This is a genomic window from Citrobacter sp. RHBSTW-00671 (assembly GCF_014103415.1).
Taxonomy (GTDB): domain Bacteria; phylum Pseudomonadota; class Gammaproteobacteria; order Enterobacterales; family Enterobacteriaceae; genus Citrobacter.
Genome location: NZ_JABXPR010000001.1, coordinates 2,787,518 through 2,812,541, shown reverse-complemented (window position 1 = coordinate 2,812,541; position 25,024 = coordinate 2,787,518). Strand labels below are relative to the sequence as shown.

Annotated in this window: 24 protein-coding genes, 2 tRNA genes, 1 other RNA gene and 1 pseudogene; 14 read left to right on the top strand and 14 right to left on the bottom strand. The window is 49.4% G+C overall.

Annotated elements, in window-relative coordinates:
• Positions 1 to 15: 15 nt before the first annotated feature.
• A complete protein-coding gene (gene ompW, locus HV261_RS13520) occupies positions 16 to 654 on the bottom strand; it encodes an outer membrane protein OmpW (protein ID WP_040233206.1) in 639 nt (212 codons plus the stop codon).
• Between the two features lie 281 nt (positions 655 to 935).
• Between ompW and HV261_RS27695 the strand changes: the two are divergent.
• The 4 genes and pseudogenes from HV261_RS27695 to yciA form a co-directional block, all read left to right on the top strand.
• A pseudogene (locus tag HV261_RS27695) lies at positions 936 to 1,022 on the top strand (YkgJ family cysteine cluster protein); the annotation flags it as partial.
• A gap of 28 nt (positions 1,023 to 1,050) precedes the next feature.
• Positions 1,051 to 1,794, top strand: a complete 744-nt coding sequence (locus HV261_RS13515) for a YciC family protein (RefSeq protein ID WP_202038505.1) — start codon at positions 1,051 to 1,053, stop codon at positions 1,792 to 1,794.
• 56 nt (positions 1,795 to 1,850) lie between these two features.
• A complete protein-coding gene (locus HV261_RS13510; RefSeq protein WP_202038504.1) occupies positions 1,851 to 2,390 on the top strand; it encodes a septation protein A in 540 nt (179 codons plus the stop codon).
• Positions 2,391 to 2,554: 164 nt separating this feature from the next.
• The gene (yciA, locus tag HV261_RS13505; RefSeq protein ID WP_048211486.1) at positions 2,555 to 2,956 is read left to right on the top strand and encodes an acyl-CoA thioester hydrolase YciA; all 402 of its coding nucleotides are present in this window, start codon (positions 2,555 to 2,557) and stop codon (positions 2,954 to 2,956) included.
• A gap of 68 nt (positions 2,957 to 3,024) precedes the next feature.
• Here the strand turns inward: yciA and tonB are convergent, their stop codons facing one another.
• On the bottom strand, positions 3,025 to 3,753 hold the full coding sequence (gene tonB / locus HV261_RS13500) for a TonB system transport protein TonB (protein WP_212734701.1): 729 nt from the start codon (positions 3,751 to 3,753) through the stop codon (positions 3,025 to 3,027).
• Between the two features lie 215 nt (positions 3,754 to 3,968).
• Between tonB and HV261_RS13495 the strand changes: the two genes are divergently transcribed.
• The gene (locus HV261_RS13495; protein WP_048211485.1) at positions 3,969 to 4,265 is read left to right on the top strand and encodes a YciI family protein; all 297 of its coding nucleotides are present in this window, start codon (positions 3,969 to 3,971) and stop codon (positions 4,263 to 4,265) included.
• A 53-nt stretch (positions 4,266 to 4,318) separates the two neighbouring features.
• Here the strand turns inward: HV261_RS13495 and HV261_RS13490 are convergent, their stop codons facing one another.
• Positions 4,319 to 4,492: a YciY family protein gene (locus HV261_RS13490; RefSeq protein ID WP_202038503.1), complete on the bottom strand. Its 174-nt coding sequence runs from the start codon at positions 4,490 to 4,492 to the stop codon at positions 4,319 to 4,321.
• Between the two features lie 142 nt (positions 4,493 to 4,634).
• Here HV261_RS13490 and cls point away from each other — a divergent pair, with 142 nt between their 5' ends.
• On the top strand, positions 4,635 to 6,095 hold the full coding sequence (gene cls / locus HV261_RS13485; RefSeq protein WP_048211484.1) for a cardiolipin synthase: 1,461 nt from the start codon (positions 4,635 to 4,637) through the stop codon (positions 6,093 to 6,095).
• 34 nt (positions 6,096 to 6,129) lie between these two features.
• Complete coding sequence (locus HV261_RS13480) at positions 6,130 to 6,459, top strand: HI1450 family dsDNA-mimic protein (RefSeq protein WP_137381707.1); 330 nt, start codon at positions 6,130 to 6,132, stop codon at positions 6,457 to 6,459.
• 37 nt (positions 6,460 to 6,496) lie between these two features.
• On the opposite strand, the gene HV261_RS13475 is transcribed toward HV261_RS13480, so the two are convergent.
• The 7 genes from HV261_RS13475 to ychE all read right to left on the bottom strand — a co-directional run bounded on the left by HV261_RS13475 (position 6,497) and on the right by ychE (position 14,535).
• Positions 6,497 to 7,333, bottom strand: coding sequence for an ion transporter (locus HV261_RS13475; protein ID WP_202038502.1), 837 nt, complete (start codon positions 7,331 to 7,333; stop codon positions 6,497 to 6,499).
• A gap of 47 nt (positions 7,334 to 7,380) precedes the next feature.
• Complete coding sequence (gene oppF / locus HV261_RS13470) at positions 7,381 to 8,385, bottom strand: murein tripeptide/oligopeptide ABC transporter ATP-binding protein OppF (protein WP_048211482.1); 1,005 nt, start codon at positions 8,383 to 8,385, stop codon at positions 7,381 to 7,383.
• Positions 8,382 to 9,395: a murein tripeptide/oligopeptide ABC transporter ATP-binding protein OppD gene (gene oppD / locus HV261_RS13465; protein WP_005126407.1), complete on the bottom strand. Its 1,014-nt coding sequence runs from the start codon at positions 9,393 to 9,395 to the stop codon at positions 8,382 to 8,384. The genes oppF and oppD overlap by 4 nt, the downstream gene beginning before the upstream one ends.
• 11 nt (positions 9,396 to 9,406) lie before the next feature.
• Positions 9,407 to 10,315 (bottom strand): oligopeptide ABC transporter permease OppC, encoded by a 909-nt coding sequence (gene oppC / locus HV261_RS13460; protein WP_048211481.1) that lies wholly within the window; start codon positions 10,313 to 10,315, stop codon positions 9,407 to 9,409.
• Positions 10,316 to 10,329: 14 nt separating this feature from the next.
• Positions 10,330 to 11,250: an oligopeptide ABC transporter permease OppB gene (oppB, locus tag HV261_RS13455; protein WP_005126405.1), complete on the bottom strand. Its 921-nt coding sequence runs from the start codon at positions 11,248 to 11,250 to the stop codon at positions 10,330 to 10,332.
• A gap of 233 nt (positions 11,251 to 11,483) precedes the next feature.
• Positions 11,484 to 13,115, bottom strand: coding sequence for an oligopeptide ABC transporter substrate-binding protein OppA (gene oppA, locus HV261_RS13450; RefSeq protein WP_137381704.1), 1,632 nt, complete (start codon positions 13,113 to 13,115; stop codon positions 11,484 to 11,486).
• 772 nt (positions 13,116 to 13,887) lie between these two features.
• Positions 13,888 to 14,535 (bottom strand): NAAT family transporter YchE, encoded by a 648-nt coding sequence (ychE, locus tag HV261_RS13445; RefSeq protein ID WP_137381703.1) that lies wholly within the window; start codon positions 14,533 to 14,535, stop codon positions 13,888 to 13,890.
• A gap of 487 nt (positions 14,536 to 15,022) precedes the next feature.
• On the opposite strand from ychE, the gene adhE reads away from it, so the two are divergent.
• On the top strand, positions 15,023 to 17,701 hold the full coding sequence (adhE, locus tag HV261_RS13440) for a bifunctional acetaldehyde-CoA/alcohol dehydrogenase (protein WP_202038501.1): 2,679 nt from the start codon (positions 15,023 to 15,025) through the stop codon (positions 17,699 to 17,701).
• A 222-nt stretch (positions 17,702 to 17,923) separates the two neighbouring features.
• Here the strand turns inward: adhE and tdk are convergent, their stop codons facing one another.
• Positions 17,924 to 18,541: a thymidine kinase gene (gene tdk, locus HV261_RS13435; RefSeq protein WP_005126397.1), complete on the bottom strand. Its 618-nt coding sequence runs from the start codon at positions 18,539 to 18,541 to the stop codon at positions 17,924 to 17,926.
• A gap of 645 nt (positions 18,542 to 19,186) precedes the next feature.
• On the opposite strand from tdk, the gene hns reads away from it, so the two are divergent.
• On the top strand, positions 19,187 to 19,600 hold the full coding sequence (gene hns / locus HV261_RS13430; RefSeq protein ID WP_003020723.1) for a histone-like nucleoid-structuring protein H-NS: 414 nt from the start codon (positions 19,187 to 19,189) through the stop codon (positions 19,598 to 19,600).
• 137 nt (positions 19,601 to 19,737) lie between these two features.
• Here the strand turns inward: hns and galU are convergent, their stop codons facing one another.
• The 3 genes from galU to rssA all read right to left on the bottom strand — a co-directional run bounded on the left by galU (position 19,738) and on the right by rssA (position 22,863).
• Positions 19,738 to 20,646 carry a UTP--glucose-1-phosphate uridylyltransferase GalU gene (galU, locus tag HV261_RS13425; RefSeq protein WP_045443617.1) on the bottom strand — a complete coding sequence of 303 codons (909 nt, stop codon included), beginning with the start codon at positions 20,644 to 20,646 and terminating at the stop codon, positions 19,738 to 19,740.
• Positions 20,647 to 20,850: 204 nt separating this feature from the next.
• Positions 20,851 to 21,864 carry a two-component system response regulator RssB gene (gene rssB, locus HV261_RS13420; RefSeq protein WP_202038500.1) on the bottom strand — a complete coding sequence of 338 codons (1,014 nt, stop codon included), beginning with the start codon at positions 21,862 to 21,864 and terminating at the stop codon, positions 20,851 to 20,853.
• Positions 21,865 to 21,954: 90 nt separating this feature from the next.
• Positions 21,955 to 22,863 (bottom strand): patatin-like phospholipase RssA, encoded by a 909-nt coding sequence (rssA, locus tag HV261_RS13415; protein ID WP_137381699.1) that lies wholly within the window; start codon positions 22,861 to 22,863, stop codon positions 21,955 to 21,957.
• Positions 22,864 to 22,974: 111 nt separating this feature from the next.
• Here rssA and HV261_RS13410 point away from each other — a divergent pair, with 111 nt between their 5' ends.
• The 5 genes from HV261_RS13410 (at position 22,975) to HV261_RS13390 (ending at position 24,864) form a co-directional block, all read left to right on the top strand.
• On the top strand, positions 22,975 to 23,430 hold the full coding sequence (locus HV261_RS13410; RefSeq protein WP_202038499.1) for a YchJ family protein: 456 nt from the start codon (positions 22,975 to 22,977) through the stop codon (positions 23,428 to 23,430).
• Positions 23,431 to 23,485: 55 nt separating this feature from the next.
• Complete coding sequence (gene purU / locus HV261_RS13405) at positions 23,486 to 24,328, top strand: formyltetrahydrofolate deformylase (RefSeq protein WP_202038498.1); 843 nt, start codon at positions 23,486 to 23,488, stop codon at positions 24,326 to 24,328.
• 157 nt (positions 24,329 to 24,485) lie between these two features.
• A tRNA-Tyr gene (locus HV261_RS13400) sits at positions 24,486 to 24,570 on the top strand.
• Positions 24,571 to 24,604: 34 nt separating this feature from the next.
• Positions 24,605 to 24,689: transfer RNA gene (locus HV261_RS13395), tRNA-Tyr, on the top strand.
• A 44-nt stretch (positions 24,690 to 24,733) separates the two neighbouring features.
• A non-coding RNA gene (locus HV261_RS13390) (RtT sRNA) lies at positions 24,734 to 24,864 on the top strand.
• Positions 24,865 to 25,024 lie beyond the last annotated feature (160 nt).

The window sequence follows — 25,024 nt, the reverse complement described above, 5'->3', positions numbered from 1 at the left end:
ACTGGAATCACTGACTTAAAAACGATAACCCGCAGAGAACATAAACACCCACGGATCAAGGCGTACGCTGTCGCGCTGCTGGACGCCACCCATTTTATAGCTCGCGGTGGTGTCGATATCCATGTACCAGACTGACATGTTAATCAGCCAGTCGCGGTTGATCAGATAGTCCATACCGACTTGTCCAGCTGCACCCCAGGAGTCTTTCAGGCTCAGATCGGATAAACCCGCCTCTTTCCCGTTGTTGTTAAAACCTTCATCGAAGAAAGTCGTGTAGTTCACACCCACGCCAACGTAAGGACGCAGTTTGCTGCTGGAGTCGCCAAAGTACCACTGCGCCATTAACGTCGGCGGTAAATGATGAACGGTGGCAATATCACCGGTTGCCCCGGTGCCGATCTTATGGCGGAACGGTGTGGCTGCCAGTAATTCAACACCAATATTGTCGGTTGCCATATACGTGAATGTCAGGCCAAGCTGCGTATTGTTACTGACATCAAAGCCCCCCAGGCTTCCCAGCGTACCACCCGCGCCTTCCGTCGGTCTGACGGTTGCCGAACCTGCACGAATAAAGAACTCTCCGGCCTCATGCGCAAATGCGTTCCCAGAGAGAAGAGTTGTTAAAGCCAATGCTGCAACTGTTAATTTTTTCATGTCCGCTCCATCGTTATGGTTATAAAAGCGGAACGAATATACCCACAATGGAGTAATAAGTGATCTAACTTAGATCACATTGAGTTTGATAATTTAACATTTATTGATCCAGATTAAGTTAGAACTTGCATTCAAAATCCTGGTTAAATTAATTCAGATCAATTTTGATATATTTTCACTATGCAAGTACCTTTGACTCCGACACGAAATGTTGGTTATTTGAACGTGATGTACAGAGAACAAACAACAATGTTGCAAGTTGCTGAAGTCCTGGCCAAAAATTACCGGAGCTTTACAAAGATATGCTTTTCCATACATCGCACGATGCTGCCACTGTAGAGTTATCCAGGGTACAATTGCGCGCAAATGAACACCTGCAGAACTCAAGGAGAGTGCATGTCTATCACGGCGAAATCCGTTTACCGTGACACGGGAAACTTTTTCCGTAATCAATTTATTACCATCTTGCTGGTATCGTTATTGTGCGCGTTTATCACAGTGGTGCTAGGGCATGCCTTTTCTCCCAGCGACGCGCACATCGCGCAACTGAGCGAAGGGGATCAGCTAACCAGCAGTGTGGGACTGTTCGATCTGGTGCAGAATATGACGCCGGAGCAGCAGCAAATTTTGCTCCGCGCTTCTGCAGCATCGACGTTTTCAGGGCTGATTGGTAATGCCATCCTTGCAGGAGGCATCATCCTGATGATTCAACTGATTTCGGCGGGTCATCGGGTTAGCGCATTACGCGCCATTGGCGCCAGCGCGCCGGTATTACCTAAATTGTTTATTCTGATTTTTCTGACTACCCTGCTGGTACAGGTCGGTATTATGCTGGTTGTCGTGCCTGGTATTCTGCTGGCTATCTTGCTGGCCCTCGCGCCGGTGATGGTCGTGCAGGATAAAATGGGCGTCTTTGCCGCTATGCGCAACAGTATGCGTCTGGCGTGGTCTAATATGCGATTGGTAGCGCCGGCAGTGATCGGTTGGCTTCTGGCAAAAACGCTGCTGTTGCTTTTTGCGCCAAGTTTTGCAGTACTAACGCCAAACGTAGGCGCGGTATTGGCGAATACGCTGAGCAATATGATCTCTGCTGTGCTGCTGATCTATTTGTTCCGCCTGTATATGCTGATTCGTCAATAAACCCTGAACGCATCCCGGGCGTGTTACCCGATGCTTTTTGATTACGGACTCGAAGAATGAAGCAGTTTCTTGATTTTTTACCGCTGGTTGTCTTTTTTGCTTTTTATAAGCTCTATGACATCTACGCGGCAACCTCGGCGCTTATTGTCGCAACGGCTGTGGTACTGATTTACAGTTGGGTTCGCTATCGCAAGGTCGAGAAGATGGCGTTAATCACCTTTGTTCTGGTTGCCGTCTTCGGTGGCCTGACGATTTTCTTCCACAACGATGAATTCATTAAGTGGAAGGTTACGGTGATTTACGGACTGTTTGCCGGTGCACTGCTGGTTAGCCAGTGGGTGATGAAAAAGCCGTTGATTCAGCGCATGTTAGGAAAAGAGCTGACGCTGCCGCAGCCGGTATGGTCGAAGCTGAATCTGGCCTGGGCCATCTTCTTCATCCTGTGTGGGCTGGCCAATATCTATATTGCGTTTTGGCTGCCGCAGAACATTTGGGTCAACTTCAAAGTGTTCGGATTAACCGCCCTGACCTTATTCTTCACGTTGCTGAGCGGCGTCTATATCTACCGCCATCTGCCGCAGGAAGATAAATCGTAATATGTGTTCGCCAGATCTGCGGATCTGGCGAATTTTCATCCACCTGCGTTCTTCGTGGCAGACAAGCTTGCTTACTTCCCACCGCGTACTGCATCCCCCCTGTTCTCCGCCCGTAAATTCTAGTAGCATCCCGCCTGTAATCTTTCTCTACAGTCGGTTCTACAATGACAACAACGAATAACACCCCCCAGGGTGAACTGGTTTTACGCACTCTGGCCATGCCTGCCGATACCAATGCTAACGGTGATATTTTTGGCGGCTGGCTGATGTCACAGATGGATATTGGTGGCGCTATTCAGGCCAAAGAGATCGCACACGGTCGCGTGGTGACGGTGCGAGTTGAAGGAATGAGCTTTTTGCGCCCGGTTGCCGTGGGTGATGTGGTCTGTTGCTACGCACGCTGCGTAAAACGCGGGACGACGTCAATCAGCATTAATATTGAAGTCTGGGTGAAGAAAGTCGCTTCGGAACCCATCGGCCAGCGTTACAAAGCCACTGAAGCCCTGTTTATCTACGTCGCTGTAGATAAAGATGGAAAACCTCGTCCGATACCAACACAGGTCTGATAACCACGTTGACACCGTTATCAAACCTGCTTGCCGGAGAAGGCCTGACGCCAACTCCGGCACGTCAGTTACTCAATCTGCGCCGTACCGTTCAGACGGAAAACGATATTAACCACCAGGCCAGATCCCGGTTTGCCCGCCTCATAACGCCATCTGCGCATCGCATTTTTCACTTCACGCTCAAACATATTGGCAGGCTGTGCGGAAAGTACTTCAACATTCTCCACACGGCCATCTGATGTCACATCAAACTTGACCTTCACCCGACCTTCAATACGCAGAGCCTGCGCGCGCGCCGGATACTGTGGCTGATTACGACTTAAGGCGCGTGGCCCAGACGGTGCGCTAACCGCAGGTTTACTGGTTGCCGGCGCGGTACTGGTCGTTGCCGGACGAGCAGGCGCCGTGTTCTCAAACGGCGATGCTGGACGCGACTCAACCGGTTTCACGTCACGTTTGGGCTGCTCTTCAACCTTTTTCACCGGTTTCGGCTTCGGTTTTGGCTTAGGTTTCGGTTTCTCAATCACCACCGGCGCCTCTTTTGGCGGTTCCGGTATAGGTTCAGGTTCCGGTTCAGGCTCAACGACAGGCTCCGGCGGTGGTTGAACTGCCTGAGGTGGCTCAAGATCGGCAGGTGCGACCATCGTGATGGAGATCGGCTGCGCGGGTGCAGGCAGTTCAATAACCTGATGTACCGAGGTATACAGCAGACCCGCCACTACAGCGCCGTGAATGCCGACGGAAAGTAACGTCGGCCAGGGAAAGCGACGAGGTAAATCAAGGGTCATTGCAGTCATAATCGTTTCAGTTATAAAACCAGGCCTCGATTTTAAATGCAAATAGCAATCATATTCAATAAGCCCATGACAGTAAGCCGCATTTAAAACGCAATTTCATGTAAAAAAACCATTATCTTAATATGGCCTTAACAAAGCTATTATCTTTACGTTGCAGTTACCAGGGCTTTCCAATAACGTAAACGCGACTTTATACCGATCAAGGAGCTCTACCCGTGCTGTATGTTATTTATGCTCAAGATATCGCAGATTCTCTCGAAAAACGTCTTTCCGTGCGCCCTGCTCACCTGGCCCGTCTGCAACTCCTCCATGATGAAGGTCGTCTACTGACCGCTGGCCCCATGCCCGCGGTCGACAGTAACGATCCGGGTGCGGCGGGATTTACCGGCTCGACGGTGATTGCGGAATTTGAATCTTTAGAGGCAGCGCAGGCGTGGGCAGATGCCGACCCGTATGTGGCTGCAGGCGTTTATGCGCAGGTTTCGGTCAAACCGTACAAAAAGGTTTTTTAAGAAACAGAACGGGCAGGAATACATTGGGCACCGCCAGCGGTGCCCTTTTTGGATCAAATGCTGTAGATCGCAAACAGCAACGAATTTCGTTGATGATTGAGAATGCATTTTCTGATGGAGTGGATACGCATGTTACGGCGCGATTGCCCTTCAAGCCAACGTGCTTTACGGCGGCTAGCCTGACGCTGCATCCGCCAGCGTCCCACTTCCGTTCTACTACGCTTCATGTTAACTACTCTTCCAGTCACAGAGCGGGCATTATACCCCCAGACCGAATGCAGACCAGTGGTTTTCCCGTGTTTTTATTTGCCAGATGACTCCTGATGCGTAAACTCTTAACAATACGCTTTCAAAAGGATTTTTAAATTTATGACAACCTTCTACACCGTGGTGAGTTGGCTGGTCATTCTGGGTTACTGGGTACTCATTGCTGGCGTAACGTTACGCATTCTGATGAAACGACGCGCAGTACCCTCCGCAATGGCCTGGCTTTTGATCATCTATATACTGCCATTGGTAGGGATCATTGCTTATCTGTCCTTTGGTGAACTTCACCTGGGCAAACGCCGCGCCGAGCGTGCCAGAGCGATGTGGCCATCAACAGCTAAATGGCTGAACGATCTCAAAGCCTGCAAACATATTTTCGCGCAAGAAAACAGCAGCGTTGCCTCCTCATTATTTAAGTTATGCGAGCGTCGCCAGGGCATTGCCGGCGTTAAAGGCAATCAGCTACAGCTACTCACCAGCTCTGACGACGTGATGCAGGCGTTAATCCGCGATATTCAGTTGGCGCGTCATAACATTGAGATGGTGTTCTACATTTGGCAACCTGGCGGTATGGCCGATCAGGTCGCGGAATCATTGATGGCCGCCGCCAGACGGGGGATTCACTGCCGTTTGATGCTGGACTCCGCCGGCAGCGTGGCATTCTTCCGCAGTCCGTGGGCGGCGATGATGCGCAACGCGGGTATCGAGGTGGTCGAAGCGCTGAAAGTTAACCTGATGCGTGTATTTTTACGTCGTATGGACCTGCGCCAGCATCGTAAAATGATCATGATCGACAACTACATCGCCTACACCGGTAGCATGAATATGGTCGATCCGCGGTTCTTTAAACAGGATGCCGGTGTCGGACAATGGGTTGACCTGATGGCGAGAATGGAAGGCCCGGTGGCTACTGCCATGGGGATCGTCTACTCCTGCGACTGGGAAATTGAAACCGGTAAACGCATTTTGCCCCCGCCTCCCGATGTCAACATCATGCCGTTTGAGCAGGCCAGCGGGCACACCATTCACACTATTGCCTCAGGTCCTGGCTTCCCTGAAGACTTAATCCATCAGGCCTTATTGACCGCCGCATATTCTGCTCGTGAATATTTGATCATGACCACCCCCTACTTCGTCCCCAGTGACGATCTGCTGCACGCCATCTGTACAGCGGCGCAGCGCGGTGTAGATGTCAGCATCATTCTTCCACGCAAGAATGACTCAATGCTGGTTGGCTGGGCAAGCCGGGCTTTTTTCACCGAGTTGCTGGCGGCAGGCGTGAAAATCTACCAGTTCGAAGGTGGGTTGTTACATACCAAAAGCGTGCTGGTCGATGGCGAACTGAGTCTGGTCGGTACCGTAAACCTGGATATGCGCAGCCTGTGGCTGAATTTTGAGATAACACTGGTTATTGACGATGCTGGATTCGGCGGTGACCTCGCCGCGGTACAGGATGATTATATTTCGCGTTCCCGCCTGCTAGATGCTCGTTTGTGGGTAAAACGACCACTCTGGCAGCGTATCGCTGAGCGACTGTTTTACTTCTTTAGCCCGTTGCTGTAAAACGTGCCCATCAGACAGTAAACAGGTAGTCATTATGGATATGGATTTGAACAACCGCCTGACCGAAGACGAAACGCTCGAGCAGGCTTATGACATTTTTCTCGAACTGGCGGCGGACAATCTCGACCCGGCCGACATCCTTCTGTTCAATTTACAGTTTGAAGAGCGTGGCGGAGCAGAGTTATTCGACCCTGCGGATGACTGGCAGGAGCACGTTGATTTTGACCTGAATCCTGACTTCTTCGCCGAAGTGGTGATTGGTCTGGCAGACTCAGAAGACGGCGAGATTAACGATATTTTTGCGCGTGTTCTGTTATGTCGCGAAAAAGACCACAAACTCTGCCACATTCTCTGGCGCGAATAATGAAAACAAAAAGCTGCTCTCGCAGCTTTTTTTATTTCTAGTCAGGCAATTTACTTCCGCAACGATTACAAAATTGCGCGCTGTGCTCATGCTGGCTTTGTTGGCACTGTGGACATTTGCGCTGATTTTGCCGGTGCTGAAACGCACTACTCATGTGTGTTGTTATCAATCCTGTCGGGATTGCAATAACCGAATAACCAATCAGGATCAGCACTGACGCCACCATGCGGCCAAGCGGTGTATGTGGGGTAATATCACCATAGCCAACCGTTGTCACCGTAACGATTGCCCAATACACCGACGCATTCAGCGTAGTAAAACCATATTTCGGGCCTTCAATCAGGTACATTAGTGCGCCAAAGACAATCATCAGAATGGCAATAAACGAGTAAAACAGTATCAACTGATGACGGGCACTTTTAATTGCGCTCCAGAACACACGCAGCGACGGCATAAATCGCAACAGTTTGAGTATTCTCAGTACACGCAGCACGCGCATCGCTCGCCAGGCAAAAACATAACTCAGACTAATTTCCGGCCATAGCCACATCACATACAGTGGCAGAATCGTCGCGAGATCGATAATTCCCCAAAAGCTAAACACATATTTTGCAGGATTGGCCCAGCAGCACAATCTGAGCAGATATTCGAGGGTAAAGACCAGCGTAATAAAGACTTCCAGCCAGACAAAAATATGCCATTCATCATAGGTTAAATGGTATTGCGTCCCGACCCCAGACTCAATGAAGATAACAATCACACTCAGCAATGCGAACAGTGCGCACATGCCTTCAAAACGGCGCCCCGAGCGGGTGTCTAAATCAAATAATGTACGATAGAGAGTACGGCGAACAGAAGAGACTAAGCCTGACACATTTACCTCACCAAAAAGAAGGGCTGACAGTGCGTCAGCCCTCTCGATTATAGCGGGTCTACTTTTAAGCAGGAAACCGCGTGTCGGAAACTCCCTTCAAGTACAGGACGCGTTTTCGCGCATTCTGGTCCGGCGATCGGACAACGCGTGCGGAACACGCACCCCGAAGGCGGATTAATTGGGGAGGGTAACTCACCTTCCAGCAGTTGGATAACCTTGTTCCTCTCCATATCAGGATCGGGAATTGGCACCGCTGACATTAGCGCTTTGGTATAGGGATGCAGCGGATTATGGTACACCTCGTCATAGGTCCCCAACTCCACCGCATGTCCGAGATACATCACCAGCACGCGATCGGAAATATGCTTAACCACAGCCAGGTCATGGGCAATGAAGATCAATGATAAGCCCATCTCACGCTGTAATTGCTGCAACAGGTTAACGACCTGCGCCTGAATCGACACATCCAGCGCGGATACGGGCTCATCACAAATGATCAGCTTCGGCTCAAGGATCAACGCGCGAGCAATACCAATACGCTGGCATTGCCCACCGGAAAACTCATGCGGGTAGCGGTTAATCAGGTTAGGCAGTAACCCCACTTTCATCATCATCGCCTTTACGCGGTCACGAACTTCCTGCCCAGGCAGATTCGGGTGATAAGTCCGCAGCGGTTCAGCGATAATTTCACCGATGGTCATACGCGGGTTTAACGATGCCAGCGGGTCCTGGAAAATCATCTGGATGTCACTGCGCACCGCCCGCCACTCATCGGGTTTCATGCCAAGCAAATCTTTGCCGAGCCAGGCAACTTTACCATCGGTCGCTTTTACCAGACCGATAATCGCACGCGCAAACGTCGATTTCCCGCAACCGGATTCCCCCACCACGCCTAATGTTTCGCCCTCATACAGACGCAGGGTCACGCCATCAACGGCTTTCAGCGTTTTCGACGGTTGCCAGAACCACTGTTTACCATCTTTGATATCGAAATGGACTTTCAGATCGGCAATTTCGAGGAGTACTTTTCGTTGTTCGGTTACCGCATTCATACCAGTTCCTCCACCGGTTTAAAGCAGGCGCGCAGACGGCCCGGACTAAACTCTTCCAGTGGCGGAGCACTGTTACAGATTTCCATGGCATGCGGGCAACGGGGCTGGAACGGGCAGCCTTTCGGTAAACGCAACAGGTTCGGCGGATTACCCGGGATAGTCAGCATTTCTTCCCCTTCGGCATCCAGACGCGGGACGGCATTAAGCAGGCCAATCGAATACGGGTGAACCGGCTTATAAAAGACATCGCGCGCACTACCATATTCCATCGTACGTCCGGCATACATTACCAGCACTTTGTCGCAAATACCGGCAACAACACCGAGGTCGTGGGTAATCATAATAATTGCGGTATTGAATTCACTTTTCAGCTCATTCAGCAGCGTCATGATTTGCGCCTGAACCGTGACATCCAGCGCCGTAGTGGGTTCATCGGCAATCAGTAACTTTGGCCTGCACAGTAGCGCCATGGCGATCATCACACGTTGACGCATACCGCCGGAGAATTCATGCGGGTACATTTTCATTCGCTTACGCGCTTCCGGCATTTTCACCGCATCCAGCATTCTGACTGACTCTTCAAAGGCTTCTGCTTTGCTCATACCTTTGTGTAGCATCAGCACTTCCATTAACTGTTCGCCGACCCGCATATACGGATTCAGAGAGGTCATGGGGTCCTGGAAGATCATCGAGATTTGCTCGGCGCGCAGTTTGTTCAGCTCACGCTCCGGTAAGTTCAGGATCTCACGACCGTTGAATGTAGCAGAACCGCCAATACGGCCATTTGCGGCCAGCAGGCCCATCAAGGCAAATGCAGTCTGCGACTTACCTGAACCAGACTCACCAACGATACCCAGCGTTTCCCCGGCACGTAGTGAAAAGTTTAAATCGTTTACTGCAGTAACATCACCATCTGGGGTGGCAAACGTCACACGCAGATCGGTCACGTTCAGCAGTGCGTTAGCCTGTTGTTGCGCGAGCGGCGCGGTTGAGGTCTCAATTACGCTCATGGCGGCACTCCTTAACGGTCTTTCGGGTCGAGGGCATCACGCAAGCCATCGCCAATAAAGTTAAAACAGAATAGCGTCACCACCAGGAACCCTGCCGGGAACAGCAGTAACCATGGCGATACTTCCATCGAGTTGGCACCATCGCTGAGCAGTGCACCCCAGCTACTTAGCGGCTCTTGTGTGCCAAGGCCCAGGAAGCTCAGGAAAGATTCAAACAGGATCATGCTGGGAACCAGCAATGAGGCGTAGACCACCACCACACCCAATACGTTTGGCACAATGTGACGCACAACAATACGCACGGTAGACACCCCACCGACCTGGGCTGCTTCAATAAACTCTTTGCGCTTCAGGCTCAGCGTCTGGCCACGAACGATACGCGCCATATCAAGCCAGGACACCATCCCAATCGCCACAAAGATTAGCAGGATGTTTTGCCCAAAGAAGGTAACCAACAGAATAACGAAGAACATAAACGGGAAGGAGTTAAGGATTTCCAGCAGACGCATCATCACGGAGTCGATTTTGCCGCCCAGGTAACCCGACAGTGAACCGTACAGCGTGCCCACAATCACCGCCACCAGCGCCGCCGCAATCCCCACCATCAACGAGATCCGTCCCCCAATCGCCACCCGTACCAGCAGATCACGACCGGATGAGTCAGTGCCAAAATAGTGCCCGGACTCCGTATCAGGCGCGCTGGACATCATGCCCCAGTCAGTATCGAAGTAGGTAAACTGCGATAACATCGGCGCCAACGTCACAAACAGCGCAATAATCACCAGTACCACGAGACTGGCTACTGCCGCCCGGTTATGCATAAAGCGTCGACGAGCGTCCTGCCACAGGCTGCGGCCTTCGACCTCCAGCTTCTCACTGAAATTTTCCAGCGCTTCGCTGTTTTTCTTACTTAACATCATAGCGAGCTCCAGTATCAGTAACGGATTTTCGGGTCGATTACGGCATACAGCACATCGACAATCGCGTTAAACACGATGGTCAGCGCGCCGACCAGAATAGTCAGGCTCAGTACCAGCGAGTAATCGCGGTTCAATGCGCCATTCACAAACAGCTGCCCAATACCCGGTAAACCATAGATAGTTTCAATAACCATCGAACCGGTAATGATGCCGACAAACGCGGGGCCCATATAGGACAACACCGGCAACAGCGCAGGTTTTAACGCATGGCGGAAAATAATCCGTCGCATCGGCAACCCTTTAGCACGCGCGGTCCGAATAAAGTTAGAGTGCAGCACTTCAATCATCGAGCCGCGGGTAATACGCGCAATACTGGCAATGTAGGCCAGGGATAGTGCCACCATGGGCAGGATCATAAATTTCAGCGCCCCACCGTTCCAGCCGCCACCGGGTAGCCATTTCAGGGTGATCGCAAATATCATGACTAATAAGGGAGCAACGACAAAACTGGGGATCACCACCCCGGTCATCGCCACCCCCATGACGGTGTAATCCCAACGCGTGTTTTGCTTCAACGCGGCGATCACACCCGCACTGACGCCGATCACCACCGCCAGAATAAAGGCCGCAGCCCCCAGCTTCGCGGAAACCGGAAAGCTTGACGCGACCAGGTCATTAACGGTGTAGTCTTTATATTTAAAGGATGGCCCAAAATCACCGTGCGCCAGCTGTTTCAGATAGCTAAAGTACTGCGTTGAGATCGGATCATTAAGATGGTATTTCGCTTCAATATTCGCCAGAACTTCTGGCGGTAACGCGCGCTCTCCGGTGAAAGGGCTCCCCGGCGCGAGACGCATCATAAAGAATGAAATCGTAATAAGAATGAATAGCGTCGGAATCGCTTCCAGACAGCGGCGTAATATAAATTTCAACATTGCCCGTACCTTCTGGCGTGTGCCTTTATACCCGTCATACTTCAAGCTGCAGGTGCGTTGGCTTTACTCGCTCACGCCAGTCACTTACTTAAGTTAGCTACTGGCGATTCGCTGCGTTGCCACCTTCCTGCAACATGAATTATTTAGGGTATACCTCTCTTTGTCGAAAGAGGTATTTATAGTTCGAAGAAAAAGACACTGTGGGGCAAACATGATTACCCCACGTCTTGCCATTAATGCTTGATAATATACAAGTCTTTAACGTGGATATTATCCATCGGGTCTTTACCGGAGTATCCGCCTACCCAAGGTTTCACCAGACGGGCGTTAACGTAGTAGAACACCGGTACAATTGCAGAGTCTTTATCCAGCAGCTGTTCTGCTTGCGAGTACAGTTCACTGCGCTGAGCGTCATCAGTTGCTTTCAGGGTATCAGCAATCAACTTGTCAAATGCAGGACTCTTATAGTGGACGGTGTTGTTGGAGCTGTCAGACAGCACCATATTCAGGAAAGACGTCGGTTCGTTATAATCCGCACACCAGCCTGCGCGTGAAACATCATAGTTGCCCTGATGACGCGTATCGAGGAACGTCTTCCACTCCTGATTTTCCAGCTTCACATTCGCACCCAGATTTTTCTTCCAGATGGATGCCGCAGCGATAGCCAGCTTTTTATGCAGATCGGAGGTGTTATACAGCAGATCAAAGGTCAACGGTTTATCCGCGGTAAAACCAGCTTCGGCCAGCAGTTTTTTCGCTTCTTCGTTACGTTTTTCCTGTGACCACTTGAACCACTCTGGCTCAACCAGTTTAGCGCCATCAGTATATGGCGGGGTAAAGCTATAGGCAGGCAGATCGCCCTGGTTTTTCACTTTGTTGACGATAATGTCACGATCCAGCGCCAGCTTCAGGGCGGTACGAACACGAACATCGTTGAACGGTGCTTTTTGGTTGTTAATTTCGTAATAATAGGTGCACAGATAAGGATCAACGTGAACTTCGTTCGGGATCTCTTTTTTCAGTTTCTGGAATAACTCAATCGGCATGTTGTTATAGGTCATGTCGATTTCACCGCTGCGATAACGGTTCACGTCAGTCACTTCAGAAGAAATTGGCAGGTATGTGACCTGGTTAATAATGGTTTTCGCGTTGTCCCAGTATTGGGTATTACGCTCAAGTACAATACGCTCGTTGACAACCCAGTCTTTCAGTTTATAAGAGCCGTTAGAAACGATGTTAGCCGGCTGGGTCCATTTTTCACCGAATTTTTCCACCACGGCTTTAGGCACAGGGGAAAGAGAGGAGTGCACAAGGAGTTTGTAGAAATAAGGAACAGGTTCGCTCAGAGTGACTTCAAAGGTATGGTCGTCAATCGCTTTTACACCGAGATCGGTAACTGGCTTCTTACCGGCGATGATGTCATCAATATTGACAATATGTCCGTATTGTAAATAGCTGGCGTACGGTGAAGCGGTATTGGGGTTCGCCAGACGTTGCCAGCTATAGACGAAATCTTGTGCGGTAACGGGCGTGCCATCAGACCATTTGGCATCTTTACGCAGATGGAATGTCCAGACTTTAAAATCTTTATTTTCCCATTTATCAGCCACGCCCGGCGATGGTTTGCCATCAACGTCACTGATTAATAAACCTTCAAATAAATCACGGCTAATGTTGGATTCCGGTACACCTTCGATTTTATGCGGATCGAGTGACTGAACTTCCGAACCATTATTACGCACCAGAGTCTGCTTCTCTGCCAACTGTACGCCAGCTGGTACCACTGCTGCTGTAGCAACATTTCCAGCGATTAGCGCAGTTAGGATCCCCGCAGCTACTAAACTTTTTTTAGTGATATTAGTCATTGTGTTTGTACTCCCTCATTATTATGGCTGGTTTTATAACCAGACTGTTAATCCTGTCAGGATCCCTGTACGGCACCGGAGATTTTCTGCCGTCAGGTGTTTTTTGTTTACTGCTCGCTATCACCGACTTTATTTATTCTGGCGATTCGTTTGATCGCCTTGCGTCGATTATCTACGTGCCTCCCCTGCCGGAAGCACGCTATTACCCTGTTGAGAGAAACTAACTGAAAATGATTCTCATCAACGTGAAATCTTCTGCCAAATACCTGGCCGGAAAGTATCAAATGCGTTTCTTCACCGCCAATACATTTTACAGATTTGTTAACCAATTCTCTTTTATTGAAAAAAAACCGCACAACAAAAGCAGCAAAAAAGCGATTTTTTAACAACAATACCAATTAATTCAATGCATTGTGTGAGACGTTCGGCTCATCACCCTGTTCGGCATCGAAGAGACGTCATAATGCACATAAATTTAACAATTGGTTATTAATTAGCACATTCATCTAAATTAGGTGCTAAAATAACTAATAACATTTCGATAATCCTTCAGCAAGCCCAAGAGTATGATGTTAATAAAATAACAACGCTGCCCTGCTTCATCTGTTCTGCTGAAAAGACAATTGCCTTTAAAATCAATACATAAAAATACAGCTGGCTATCAGCATTTTTTATTATTGCTATGGCGCATTTCAACTTTAGTGAGAAGTTTTACTGATAATGGAGGGAAACGGAGCCAGAGAGCAGCTCCGTTTATATTGAATGGGTGGATTCAGGCAAGTAAACCCGGGAAAATGGATTTGATTCCGGTCACAATGAACTCAATGCCCAACGCCATGAGTAACAACCCCATAATACGCGTGATGACGTTGATGCCGGTTTGTCCCAACAGGCGAACCAGCCACGGCGCCATACGAAACAATCCCCAACAGCACAGCGCAAACAGCGCAATCGCCACGAAAAAACCAAACAGATTAATGGCACTATGATAACGCGTGCCCCAGACGATGGTCGAGCTTATCGCCCCCGGCCCCGCCATTAACGGCAGCGCTAACGGGACTACGCCAATGCTTTCGCGTATTGCCGTCTCCGACTTTTCCTGCTTGTTTTGCTTATCTTCCCCCAGTTTTCCACTGATCATCGACATCGCGATAGTCACGACCAGGATACCACCGGCAATCCTGAACGAATCAATTGAGATACCAAACAATTGCAGAATTCCATCCCCCAGAAACAGAGAGGTCCACAGAATGATAGCAACCGATAGGTTTGCCGTAAGGTTGGTTTTATTACGTGCGGCAGCGGTCTGGTAGCTGGTCATGCTGATAAAGACAGGGATGATCCCTACCGGGTTGACCAAGGCAAATAACCCAATGAAAAATTTAAAATAGACAGGAAAATCGAATAGCGTATGGATCACGGTTAGCTCCGAAGCGTTAGCCGGATAAAATGAGTCATAAAAATTGATGAAATCCGCGCTGAAGATACGCCTTTTGTCAGCATACTTCACCTGCTATCTGCGTATATCTACGTAAATACGCTACCATTACTCGGTGTTATTAATATGTATTAAATATGCTAATGTTAACCTCATTCATTACATCAATTTTTTAACACTTACCAAGAAACGCTAAAAGGGCCTGCTGAAAGGTGTCAGCTTCGCGGAAATTTGATCCAGATCACGCAATTACTACTCAGAAGTGAGTAATCTTGCTTACGCCACCTGGAGGTAACGCGTTAGAGTTAAATGACGCTAACGTATAAGCTCTTTTAGTAAATCAAAGTAAAGTGGACGTTAATTAACCGTTTGATTTTCAAAACGTTATACAAATTTTCGTCAGTCTGTCTATACTCTCGTATCGAGCAGATGATTTACTAAAAAAGTTTAACATTATCAGGAGAGCATTATGGCTGTTACTAATGTCGCTGAACTTAACGCACTTGTAGAGCGCGTAAAAAAAGCCCAGCGTGAATATGCCAGTTTCACTCAAGAACAGGTTGACAAAATCTTCCGCGCCGCCGCTCTGGCAGCCGCAGACGCTCGAATCCCTCTCGCGAAAATGGCCGTTGCCGAATCCGGCATGGGCATCGTCGAAGACAAAGTGATCAAAAACCACTTTGCTTCCGAATACATTTACAACGCTTATAAAGATGAAAAGACCTGTGGTGTTCTGTCTGAAGACGACACTTTCGGTACTATCACCATCGCTGAACCGATTGGTATCATCTGCGGTATCGTTCCGACCACTAACCCGACATCTACCGCTATCTTCAAATCGCTGATCAGCCTGAAGACGCGTAACGCAATCATCTTCTCTCCACATCCGCGTGCTAAAGATGCCACTAACAAAGCGGCTGACATCGTTCTGCAGGCTGCTATCGCTGCGGGTGCACCGAAAGATCTGATCGGCTGGATCGATCAACCTTCCGTTGAACTGTCTAATGCTCTGATGCATCACCCGGACATCAACCTGATCCTTGCGACCGGCGGTCCAGGCATGGTTAAAGCAGCATACAGCTCCGGTAAACCAGCAATCGGCGTAGGCGCAGGTAACACCCCTGTGGTTATTGACGAAACTGCGGATATTAAGCGTGCTGTTGCTTCTGTGCTGATGTCTAAAACCTTCGATAACGGCGTAATCTGTGCTTCTGAACAGTCCGTTGTGGTTGTTGACTCTGTATACGATGCAGTTCGTGAACGTTTCGCTAGCCACGGCGGCTACATGCTGCAGGGTAAAGAGCTGAAAGCTGTTCAGGACGTTATCCTGAAAAATGGCGCACTGAACGCCGCTATCGTTGGTCAGCCGGCATATAAAATTGCTGAACTGGCAGGCTTCTCGGTTCCGGAAACAACTAAGATCCTGATCGGTGAAGTGAAAGTTGTTGATGAAAGCGAGCCGTTTGCTCACGAAAAACTGTCCCCGACGCTGGCGATGTACCGTGCGAAAGATTTCGAAGATGCGGTAGATAAAGCAGAGAAACTGGTTGCGATGGGTGGTATCGGCCACACTTCTTGCCTGTACACTGACCAGGACAACCAACCAGAACGCGTTGCTTACTTCGGTCAGATGATGAAAACCGCGCGTATCCTGATTAACACCCCGGCTTCACAGGGTGGTATCGGCGACCTGTACAACTTTAAACTCGCACCTTCCCTGACTCTGGGTTGTGGTTCCTGGGGTGGTAACTCCATCTCTGAAAACGTTGGTCCTAAGCACCTGATCAACAAGAAAACCGTTGCTAAGCGAGCTGAAAACATGTTGTGGCACAAACTTCCGAAATCTATCTACTTCCGTCGTGGCTCACTGCCAATCGCGCTGGATGAAGTGATTACCGATGGTCACAAACGTGCTCTGATCGTGACCGACCGCTTCCTGTTCAATAACGGTTATGCTGACCAGATCACCTCCGTGCTGAAAGCATCCGGCGTTGAAACTGAAGTGTTCTTTGAAGTTGAAGCTGACCCGACTCTTAGCGTTGTTCGTAAAGGTGCTGAGCTGGCTAATTCCTTCAAACCTGACGTTATCATCGCACTGGGCGGTGGTTCCCCGATGGACGCCGCGAAAATCATGTGGGTGATGTACGAACATCCGGAAACCCATTTCGAAGAGCTGGCACTGCGCTTTATGGACATCCGTAAACGTATCTATAAGTTCCCGAAAATGGGCGTGAAAGCGAAAATGATCGCCGTCACCACCACTTCCGGTACCGGTTCTGAAGTGACTCCGTTTGCGGTTGTTACCGACGATGCAACGGGTCAGAAATATCCGCTGGCTGACTACGCGCTGACCCCAGACATGGCAATTGTCGATGCCAACCTGGTTATGGATATGCCGAAATCACTGTGTGCATTCGGTGGTCTGGATGCGGTGACTCACGCCCTGGAAGCTTACGTTTCCGTGCTGGCTTCTGAATTCTCTGACGGTCAGGCTCTGCAAGCGCTGAAACTGCTGAAAGAAAACCTGCCTGCGTCCTACCATGAAGGTTCTAAGAACCCGGTCGCGCGTGAGCGTGTTCACAGTGCAGCAACCATCGCCGGTATCGCGTTTGCTAACGCCTTCCTGGGTGTATGTCACTCAATGGCGCACAAGCTGGGTTCTCAGTTCCACATTCCTCATGGTCTGGCGAACGCCCTGCTGATCAGCAACGTCATTCGTTATAACGCGAACGACAACCCGACTAAACAGACTGCATTCAGCCAGTACGATCGCCCTCAGGCTCGTCGTCGCTACGCTGAAATCGCAGACCATCTGGGTTTAAGCGCACCGGGCGACCGTACTGCGGCTAAAATCCAGAAACTGCTGGCATGGCTGGAAGAAATCAAAGCTGAACTGGGTATTCCTAAATCTATCCGTGAAGCTGGCGTTCAGGAAGCTGACTTCCTGGCACACGTCGACAAACTGTCGGAAGATGCGTTTGACGACCAGTGCACCGGTGCTAACCCGCGTTACCCGCTGATTTCTGAACTGAAACAGATCCTGCTGGATACTTACTACGGTCGTGAGTACAGCGAAGGTGAAACTGCTGCTAAAACTGAGCCAGCAGCCGCGCCTAAAGCTGAGAAAAAAGCGAAAAAATCCGCTTAATGCACTCACATAAGTTTTAGTATCTTCATAAACGGCCCTTTGGGGCCGTTTTTTTTTGCCATACTCAGCCAAAACCAGTCTATGCAGACGTCAGCCATTGTGGTGAAAAGGCGCAAGGGAAATAGGTGTGAGAGTGGCACCAGAAGGCAATGCCGCAGGGTAGTGCTTCTGGCTAAAGCAGAGACCTACCCTGCGATTTTAATTCAGCAGGAGAACAGAGAGCTAGTCGTGGCTGTGACGTTCCTGAATGGCCGTCAGAGAGCCTTCAGACTGTGCTTCCTTATAATGCTTGCGGCACACCGATACATAACGTTCATTTCCGCCGATAACGACCTGCTCACCTTCGTTATAAGGTCTTCCGGCCTGATCAAGACGTAATACCATGCTGGCCTTACGGCCACAGAAACAAATCGTTTTTAATTCAACCAGCTTATCTGACCATGCAAGCAGGTATTCACTACCGCCAAATAGCTCACCACGAAAATCGGTGCGTAAGCCGTAACACAACACGGGAATATCCAGTTGATCAACAACCTCTGATAATTCATAAACCTGCTGTCGCGTCAGAAACTGAGACTCATCAACCAGCACGCAGTGAATTCGTTGCTGCGCGTTCTCCGCACGAATCTCCTCGAACAATGATGAATTTTGGTTAAACAATTTTGCTGGTGATGACAGGCCTATACGTGAACTTACTTTTCCCGCGCCAAAACGGTCATCAATTTCCGCTGTATATACAACGGCACGCATCCCACGTTCCTGATAATTGTATGAAGATTGCAGCAATGCCGTCGACTTGCCTGCATTCATTGCAGAATAGTAAAAATAAAGCTGTGCCATTGTGTATCGGCCCTCACCGGGGAAAATAAATATGGGCAGGATTGTATCATATTTCACAAACATGTCGGTGCAGCGTGACATCCGGGATGTATAAAAGAACGTGCGAACATCGCCCTGTTTCGTCTAAATACCTCGCCGTGCGGAAGTGCCCTTGAGTACTTTCTCAAGGGCACGATAGAGTGAAAGCACGCAGCCAAAGCACACACAACCTGAAGTATGATGTGTATATACACATTCTTTCACAAATAGTGCTCCTGAAATTCATCAACGTCACTTATCAACACCGTGCAATAAAGAAACCCTGCCCTTATTGTTATTGCCTCTAACGATAGCCACCTTGTAATAGGGGATTCCCGTAAGCAAAACTAATACAAAAGGTTGAAATCACTGCAAAGAGATACTATTTGTACACTATGAAATGTGACCTGAATCTTGAATTTTTACTCGCTGCAGCCGGGAAGCTCGCATACCAATAAGCCTTTTTTATGCCCGACCGCGTCGTAAAATTAAGACAGAACAATTAATACAGACACTAAATAAAGAGCAATTTTGAATTCCTTACATTCCTGGCTATTGCACAACTGAATTTATCGCTCTATTATTAGCTCAACAAACCACCCCCAATATAAGTTTGAGATTACTACAATGAGCGAAGCACTTAAAATTCTGAACAACATCCGTACTCTTCGTGCGCAGGCGAGAGAATGTACTCTGGAAACGCTTGAAGAAATGCTGGAAAAATTAGAAGTTGTAGTTAGCGAGCGTCGCGAAGAAGAAAGCGCTGCCGCTGCTGAAGTTGAAGAGCGTACTCGTAAACTGCAACAATATCGTGAAATGTTGATTGCTGATGGTATTGATCCGAACGAACTGCTGAATAGCATGGCGGCGGTTAAGTCCGGCACCAAAGCTAAACGCGCAGCGCGTCCGGCTAAATATAGCTACGTTGACGAAAACGGTGAAACTAAAACCTGGACTGGCCAGGGTCGTACACCGGCTGTGATCAAAAAAGCGATGGAAGAACAAGGTAAACAACTGGACGATTTCCTGATCAAGGAATAATTCAGAAATAGTTTGCTTAAAATCCCGCCACTGGCGGGATTTTTTTTTACCCGTACTTCGCCCATCGCCTACCCAAATTAGGTATAAAAAACGGCGCTGGATTAGCAGCGCCGTTCTGTCCTTATAATACCGCGAGGTTACTTCTTAATACCCATCTCATCTTCAAGCCATGCTTTAAATTCAGCGCCAAGCGTATTATGGCGAATACCATATTCAACGAACGCCTGCATATAGCCCAGCTTATTGCCACAGTCATGGCTTTTGCCCTTCATGTGATAGGCTTCTACCGTTTCTTTTTCGATCAGCATATCGATAGCGTCGGTCAGCTGAATTTCATCACCTGCTCCCGGAGGTGTTTTTGCCAGCAGAGGCCAGATATCCGCACTGAGAACATAACGCCCCACAACGGCCAGATTAGAGGGCGCAACGTCTGCTTTCGGTTTTTCTACCACGCCAACCATCGGTACGCTTTCACCAGGCGTTAATTCAACGCCCTTGCAATCAACAACACCATAAGCCGTTACGTCTGCTACAGGCTCAACCATAATCTGGCTGCTGCCTGTTTCATCAAAACGGTGGATCATTTCAGCAAGGTTGTCACGGGATAAATCAGATTCGTATTCGTCAAGAATAACGTCCGGCAGGATGACCGCAACGGGTTCATCGCCAACAACCGGATGGGCACACAATACCGCGTGCCCCAGACCTTTTGCCAGCCCCTGACGCACCTGCATAATAGTGACATGCGGAGGACAAATAGATTGCACTTCTTCCAGAAGCTGACGTTTTACGCGTTTTTCCAGCATCGCTTCAAGCTCAAAGCTGGTATCAAAGTGGTTTTCAATTGAATTTTTAGACGAGTGAGTCACGAGTACAATTTCAGTGATGCCCGCAGCAATACATTCGTTTACGACGTACTGAATTAATGGCTTATCAACCAACGGTAGCATCTCTTTCGGGATTGCCTTCGTAGCCGGTAACATCCTGGTTCCTAATCCCGCAACCGGGATAACGGCCTTTTTGACTTTTGAATTAAGGGCAGCCATTTAAAACTCTCCTGGACTGTTCATATATTGAACGTGTTCATCAATCTGTTTCGCATCCGAGTATATCAGTACCGCAGTAAGCTTCTGGTCTGAAAAGGACGCACGTCGGTATAATTAAGATAAATACGAATAAATCTGCCGCTGATAGTAGCACTCACAGCGTAAGGGAGGTAAACCAATTTCATTCACTCCCCTCTCGATTGTTCATTCCGCAGACAACATCAGGCGCAGGCGACCGCCTGCCCCCCAAATTTGGCACTGCCAGGATTCACAGCGCTGACTTAGCTGATTCAAATACGTATTACCTAACGTACCCAGCGGAACACCATTACTGATTTGTACGTGATGTGAACCAGTATTTAATGTCGCATTCAGCCCAGCCGATACCAGAATCAGATTTTTTAATCCGCTATGGTAATACCCCACCAGCAGTGGAAACTGTCCGGGTAAATTAGCCTGACGCAGTAAATGATTCACCTGTTTCAATAGCGCACCGAGCTCAGGCAAACGTTGATTCTGATGGGTGAGCTGTTCTTGCAGCAAACCATTAAACAGCGCGCGCAGTAATAATGCAGCCAGGACACCATTATCCCCTGCTCGAGTAACATCCAGACAATAGAAGGCGAGATCGTGGTCCGACAATGGGGCAATATCCAGTACCAGTCCAGGTTGATCAGCGGCGACCAACTGGCGGTAGTTAACCCGACAATGCGAGATGACCTGCGACACGGGGGGCTGCAATTCTTGCAACAGTTTTGCAGCTGCGGCAGGATCGCCCACCATCGCATCCCAGTCACGAAACAGGCGCTCTTCTTCTTCCACGCGAGAGTTAAACATATTGGGATAAAGACACGCAAAAACGGTTTCTCGCAGGCGGTTAAGGTCCTTCACGGGCTTTAAAAGAACATCATCCACACCGAGTCGTAATGCTTTGGCAATATCGGCCATATTTTCCGTTGCGGAGATCACCAAAATAGGCGTCTGATCGCCACGATTACGCAGATACTCAACCAGTTTAAGGCCGTTCATTCGCGGCATAGCGAGATCGCAAATCATCAGGTCGGGGGTGAAGCGCCCCAGTAACTCCAGCGCATCAAGCCCGTCTTCCGCTACTGCTGTTGTCGCTCCCAAAGAGGAAAACCATGAATCCAGAAGCGAGCGAAATACTGGCTCATCTTCAACGATAAGAATCTGTTTTCCGACCAATGGCTGCGTCATATTCTCCCCCCTGACTGGCTTTAGTAAATAGTGGCATGCTATTGCAACTCACGCCTGTCAGAATTTGCTTAAGTGTTGATAAAAAATGCGTTAAACGTTGGTTTTTACCAGGGGCAGAAGCTCATCCATTTTCTTCTCGACCGCTAACTGCCCGGCAGCAATTGCTGCACTGGCGCGATGGAAATCCAGCGTGGATATTTGCGGACAAAACGGCTGAATCAGAATATCAGGCGGGTCCCCAGCCATACGGTTGCGCTTGAGTCGGTTTTCCAGAACCTGAATCGAGGTCGTCATGATCTCCATCGCCGTAGGTGCCGTGACTGCTCGCCGGGCCGTAATGTTGCTCAAGCGCTCTTTCAGGCGGGCATGCCATGACAGCTCATCATCATCGTTCGCTTCGGTTTCACTATTGACGTTGAAGGAGAGCAGGTCCTGTTGCATCAGGTGCGCATCATGTTGCAGGTCGACCGCAATAACGATATCGGCCCCCAACGCACGCGTCAGAGAGACGGGTACAGGGTTCACCACCGCACCATCAACCAACCAATAACCATTATGTGCCACAGGTGACATCAGGCCAGGAATACTGCAGGAGGCACGGACGGCAAGGTGCAAATCACCTTCGGTAAACCAGAGTTCACGGCCCGTACTGAGATTGGTTGCGACAGTGGCAAAACGACGTGAGCATTGTTCGATAGATTCTACCGGCATGACATTCCGATACTGATTGAATACCCGTTCGCCGCGCAATAATCCGCCCCTGCGCCACGAGAGATCCATCAGACGTAAAACATCCCAGTAACTGAAGGAGCAAACCCACTGTTCAAGCGCGGGGAGTTTGTTACATGCGTAGGCGGCGCCGACCAGTGAGCCAATGGAACACCCTGCCACAATATCAATATCAATGCCCATGTGTTTCAGGGCTTTGATCACACCAATATGCGACCAGCCGCGTGCTGCGCCGGAACCTAGCGCCAGCCCAATTTTTATTTTTCTCATTATACCTACAGACTTCCCCTGGCTTGCAGACGTAGCAACATCGCCACGGCTCAGTTAACATAGTGCCACCCTGGCGTTTTTACGCCGTTTTTTTATTCCAGGGAGTACTTTGTGTCTCAGCTTTGTCCCTGTGGTAGCGCTGTCGAGTATAGCCTATGTTGCTACCGTTATGTGTCCGGTGCACAAGTAGCACCTACGCCGTCACACCTCATGCGTTCTCGTTACTGTGCTTTTGTGATGAAAGACGCAGATTACCTCATCAAAACCTGGCACCCAGATTGCCATGCCGCCGATTTCCGGGATGACATTATTGCAGGATTTACCCATACCGAATGGCTGGGGCTGACCGTTTTTGAACAGCAGACGGCAGAAACCGACGCTATCGGTTATGTCAGTTTTGTCGCACGGTTTTCTGAACAGGGAAAAACAGGCGCAATTATCGAACGCTCTCGTTTTTTAAAAGAAAACGGTCAGTGGTACTATATCGATGGTACACGCCCGCAAATTGGACGAAACGATACCTGCCCTTGTGGCTCCGGTAAAAAATTTAAAAAGTGCTGCGGCTAATCAACGCCCGACAGTATCAATTATGCAAACATTCTCAACAGGATCTCCGCTGCAAATGCATTCATTACAACGAAAAGTGCTGCGTACTATTTGCCCGGACCAAAAAGGTCTGATCGCGCGCATTACTAACATCTGTTACAAGCACGAACTGAACATCGTGCAGAACAATGAGTTCGTAGACCACCGTACCGGCCGTTTTTTCATGCGTACCGAACTGGAAGGTATTTTTAACGATGTCACACTGCTGGCCGATCTGGACAGCGCGCTACCAGAAGGTTCCATTCGCGAGCTTACGCCAGCGGGACGCCGCCGCATCGTTATTTTAGTCACCAAAGAAGCCCACTGTTTGGGCGATCTGTTAATGAAGGCCAATTACGGCGGACTGGATGTTGAAATTGCCGCGGTTATCGGCAACCACGACACGCTACGTTCCCTGGTTGAGCGTTTTGACATTCCTTTTGAGCTGGTCAGCCACGAAGGATTAACGCGTGACGAGCATGACCAAAAAATGGCGGACGCTATCGACGCACATCAGCCAGACTATGTCGTACTGGCAAAATATATGCGTGTCCTGACGCCGACATTTGTTTCTCGCTTCCCAAATAAGATCATCAACATTCACCACTCATTCCTGCCCGCCTTTATTGGCGCACGCCCGTACCATCAGGCGTATGAGCGCGGCGTGAAGATCATCGGAGCGACAGCCCACTATGTAAATGACAATCTCGACGAAGGTCCGATCATCATGCAGGACGTGATTCATGTGGATCATACCTATACCGCAGAGGATATGATGCGTGCCGGCCGTGACGTTGAGAAAAACGTATTAAGCCGTGCGCTGTATCAGGTTCTGGCCCAGCGAGTTTTCGTTTACGGTAACCGAACGATTATTCTGTAATCACCAATAATATGAATTGATTAGCTTTACTGCGTTACGGATGAAAAGTACGCAAACGATCCACGTTAAGCAAAGGAATGCTTTACAGCGGCGCGTCATTTGATATGATGCGCCCCGCTTCCCAAGGAAGCAGGCCAGTAACATAGCATTACCCCGTGGTGGGGTTCCCGAGCGGCCAAAGGGAGCAGACTGTAAATCTGCCGTCATCGACTTCGAAGGTTCGAATCCTTCCCCCACCACCATCTTCAAGCACTGCCTACAATTTGAATTACCCCTGGTGGGGTTCCCGAGCGGCCAAAGGGAGCAGACTGTAAATCTGCCGTCATCGACTTCGAAGGTTCGAATCCTTCCCCCACCACCATCACTTCATAAAGCACTACATCCCAATCAATACGCAATGCTCCATATTCTACCCATGCGGGAAGGATGAGAAGCTTCGACTAAGGTTCGATTCGAGCATAGCGAGAAAGCGTTGCCGCAGGCAACGACCCGAAGGGCGAAGCGCGTAGCGCTGAGTCATCCTTCCCCCACCACCATCATTTCATAAAGAATCAACACACAATCCAACTGCAATGCCCTTTATTTGCCTGATGCGCTACGCTTATCAGGCCTACAAACATCACTGACATCTGCGGTGCAATTCGCTTATCAGGCCGACAGAGAGCTGGTGTCCGCGTAGGCCGGATAAGGCGGTTA

Excerpts from the sequence above, each read along its gene's own strand:
- oppC (WP_048211481.1), bottom strand. The coding sequence starts at position 10,315 with ATGATGTTAAGTAAGAAAAACAGCGAAGCGCTGGAAAATTTCAGTGAG.
- oppA (WP_137381704.1), bottom strand. The coding sequence starts at position 13,115 with ATGACTAATATCACTAAAAAAAGTTTAGTAGCTGCGGGGATCCTAACT.
- HV261_RS13480 (WP_137381707.1), top strand. The coding sequence starts at position 6,130 with ATGGATATGGATTTGAACAACCGCCTGACCGAAGACGAAACGCTCGAG.
- oppF (WP_048211482.1), bottom strand. The coding sequence starts at position 8,385 with ATGAATGCGGTAACCGAACAACGAAAAGTACTCCTCGAAATTGCCGAT.
- HV261_RS13515 (WP_202038505.1), top strand. The coding sequence starts at position 1,051 with ATGTCTATCACGGCGAAATCCGTTTACCGTGACACGGGAAACTTTTTC.
- HV261_RS13510 (WP_202038504.1), top strand. The coding sequence starts at position 1,851 with ATGAAGCAGTTTCTTGATTTTTTACCGCTGGTTGTCTTTTTTGCTTTT.
- oppB (WP_005126405.1), bottom strand. The coding sequence starts at position 11,250 with ATGTTGAAATTTATATTACGCCGCTGTCTGGAAGCGATTCCGACGCTA.
- HV261_RS13490 (WP_202038503.1), bottom strand. The coding sequence starts at position 4,492 with ATGAAGCGTAGTAGAACGGAAGTGGGACGCTGGCGGATGCAGCGTCAG.
- purU (WP_202038498.1), top strand. The coding sequence starts at position 23,486 with ATGCATTCATTACAACGAAAAGTGCTGCGTACTATTTGCCCGGACCAA.
- tdk (WP_005126397.1), bottom strand. The coding sequence starts at position 18,541 with ATGGCACAGCTTTATTTTTACTATTCTGCAATGAATGCAGGCAAGTCG.
- hns (WP_003020723.1), top strand. The coding sequence starts at position 19,187 with ATGAGCGAAGCACTTAAAATTCTGAACAACATCCGTACTCTTCGTGCG.
- galU (WP_045443617.1), bottom strand. The coding sequence starts at position 20,646 with ATGGCTGCCCTTAATTCAAAAGTCAAAAAGGCCGTTATCCCGGTTGCG.
- oppD (WP_005126407.1), bottom strand. The coding sequence starts at position 9,395 with ATGAGCGTAATTGAGACCTCAACCGCGCCGCTCGCGCAACAACAGGCT.
- tonB (WP_212734701.1), bottom strand. The coding sequence starts at position 3,753 with ATGACTGCAATGACCCTTGATTTACCTCGTCGCTTTCCCTGGCCGACG.
- adhE (WP_202038501.1), top strand. The coding sequence starts at position 15,023 with ATGGCTGTTACTAATGTCGCTGAACTTAACGCACTTGTAGAGCGCGTA.
- rssA (WP_137381699.1), bottom strand. The coding sequence starts at position 22,863 with ATGAGAAAAATAAAAATTGGGCTGGCGCTAGGTTCCGGCGCAGCACGC.
- rssB (WP_202038500.1), bottom strand. The coding sequence starts at position 21,864 with ATGACGCAGCCATTGGTCGGAAAACAGATTCTTATCGTTGAAGATGAG.
- yciA (WP_048211486.1), top strand. The coding sequence starts at position 2,555 with ATGACAACAACGAATAACACCCCCCAGGGTGAACTGGTTTTACGCACT.
- ompW (WP_040233206.1), bottom strand. The coding sequence starts at position 654 with ATGAAAAAATTAACAGTTGCAGCATTGGCTTTAACAACTCTTCTCTCT.
- cls (WP_048211484.1), top strand. The coding sequence starts at position 4,635 with ATGACAACCTTCTACACCGTGGTGAGTTGGCTGGTCATTCTGGGTTAC.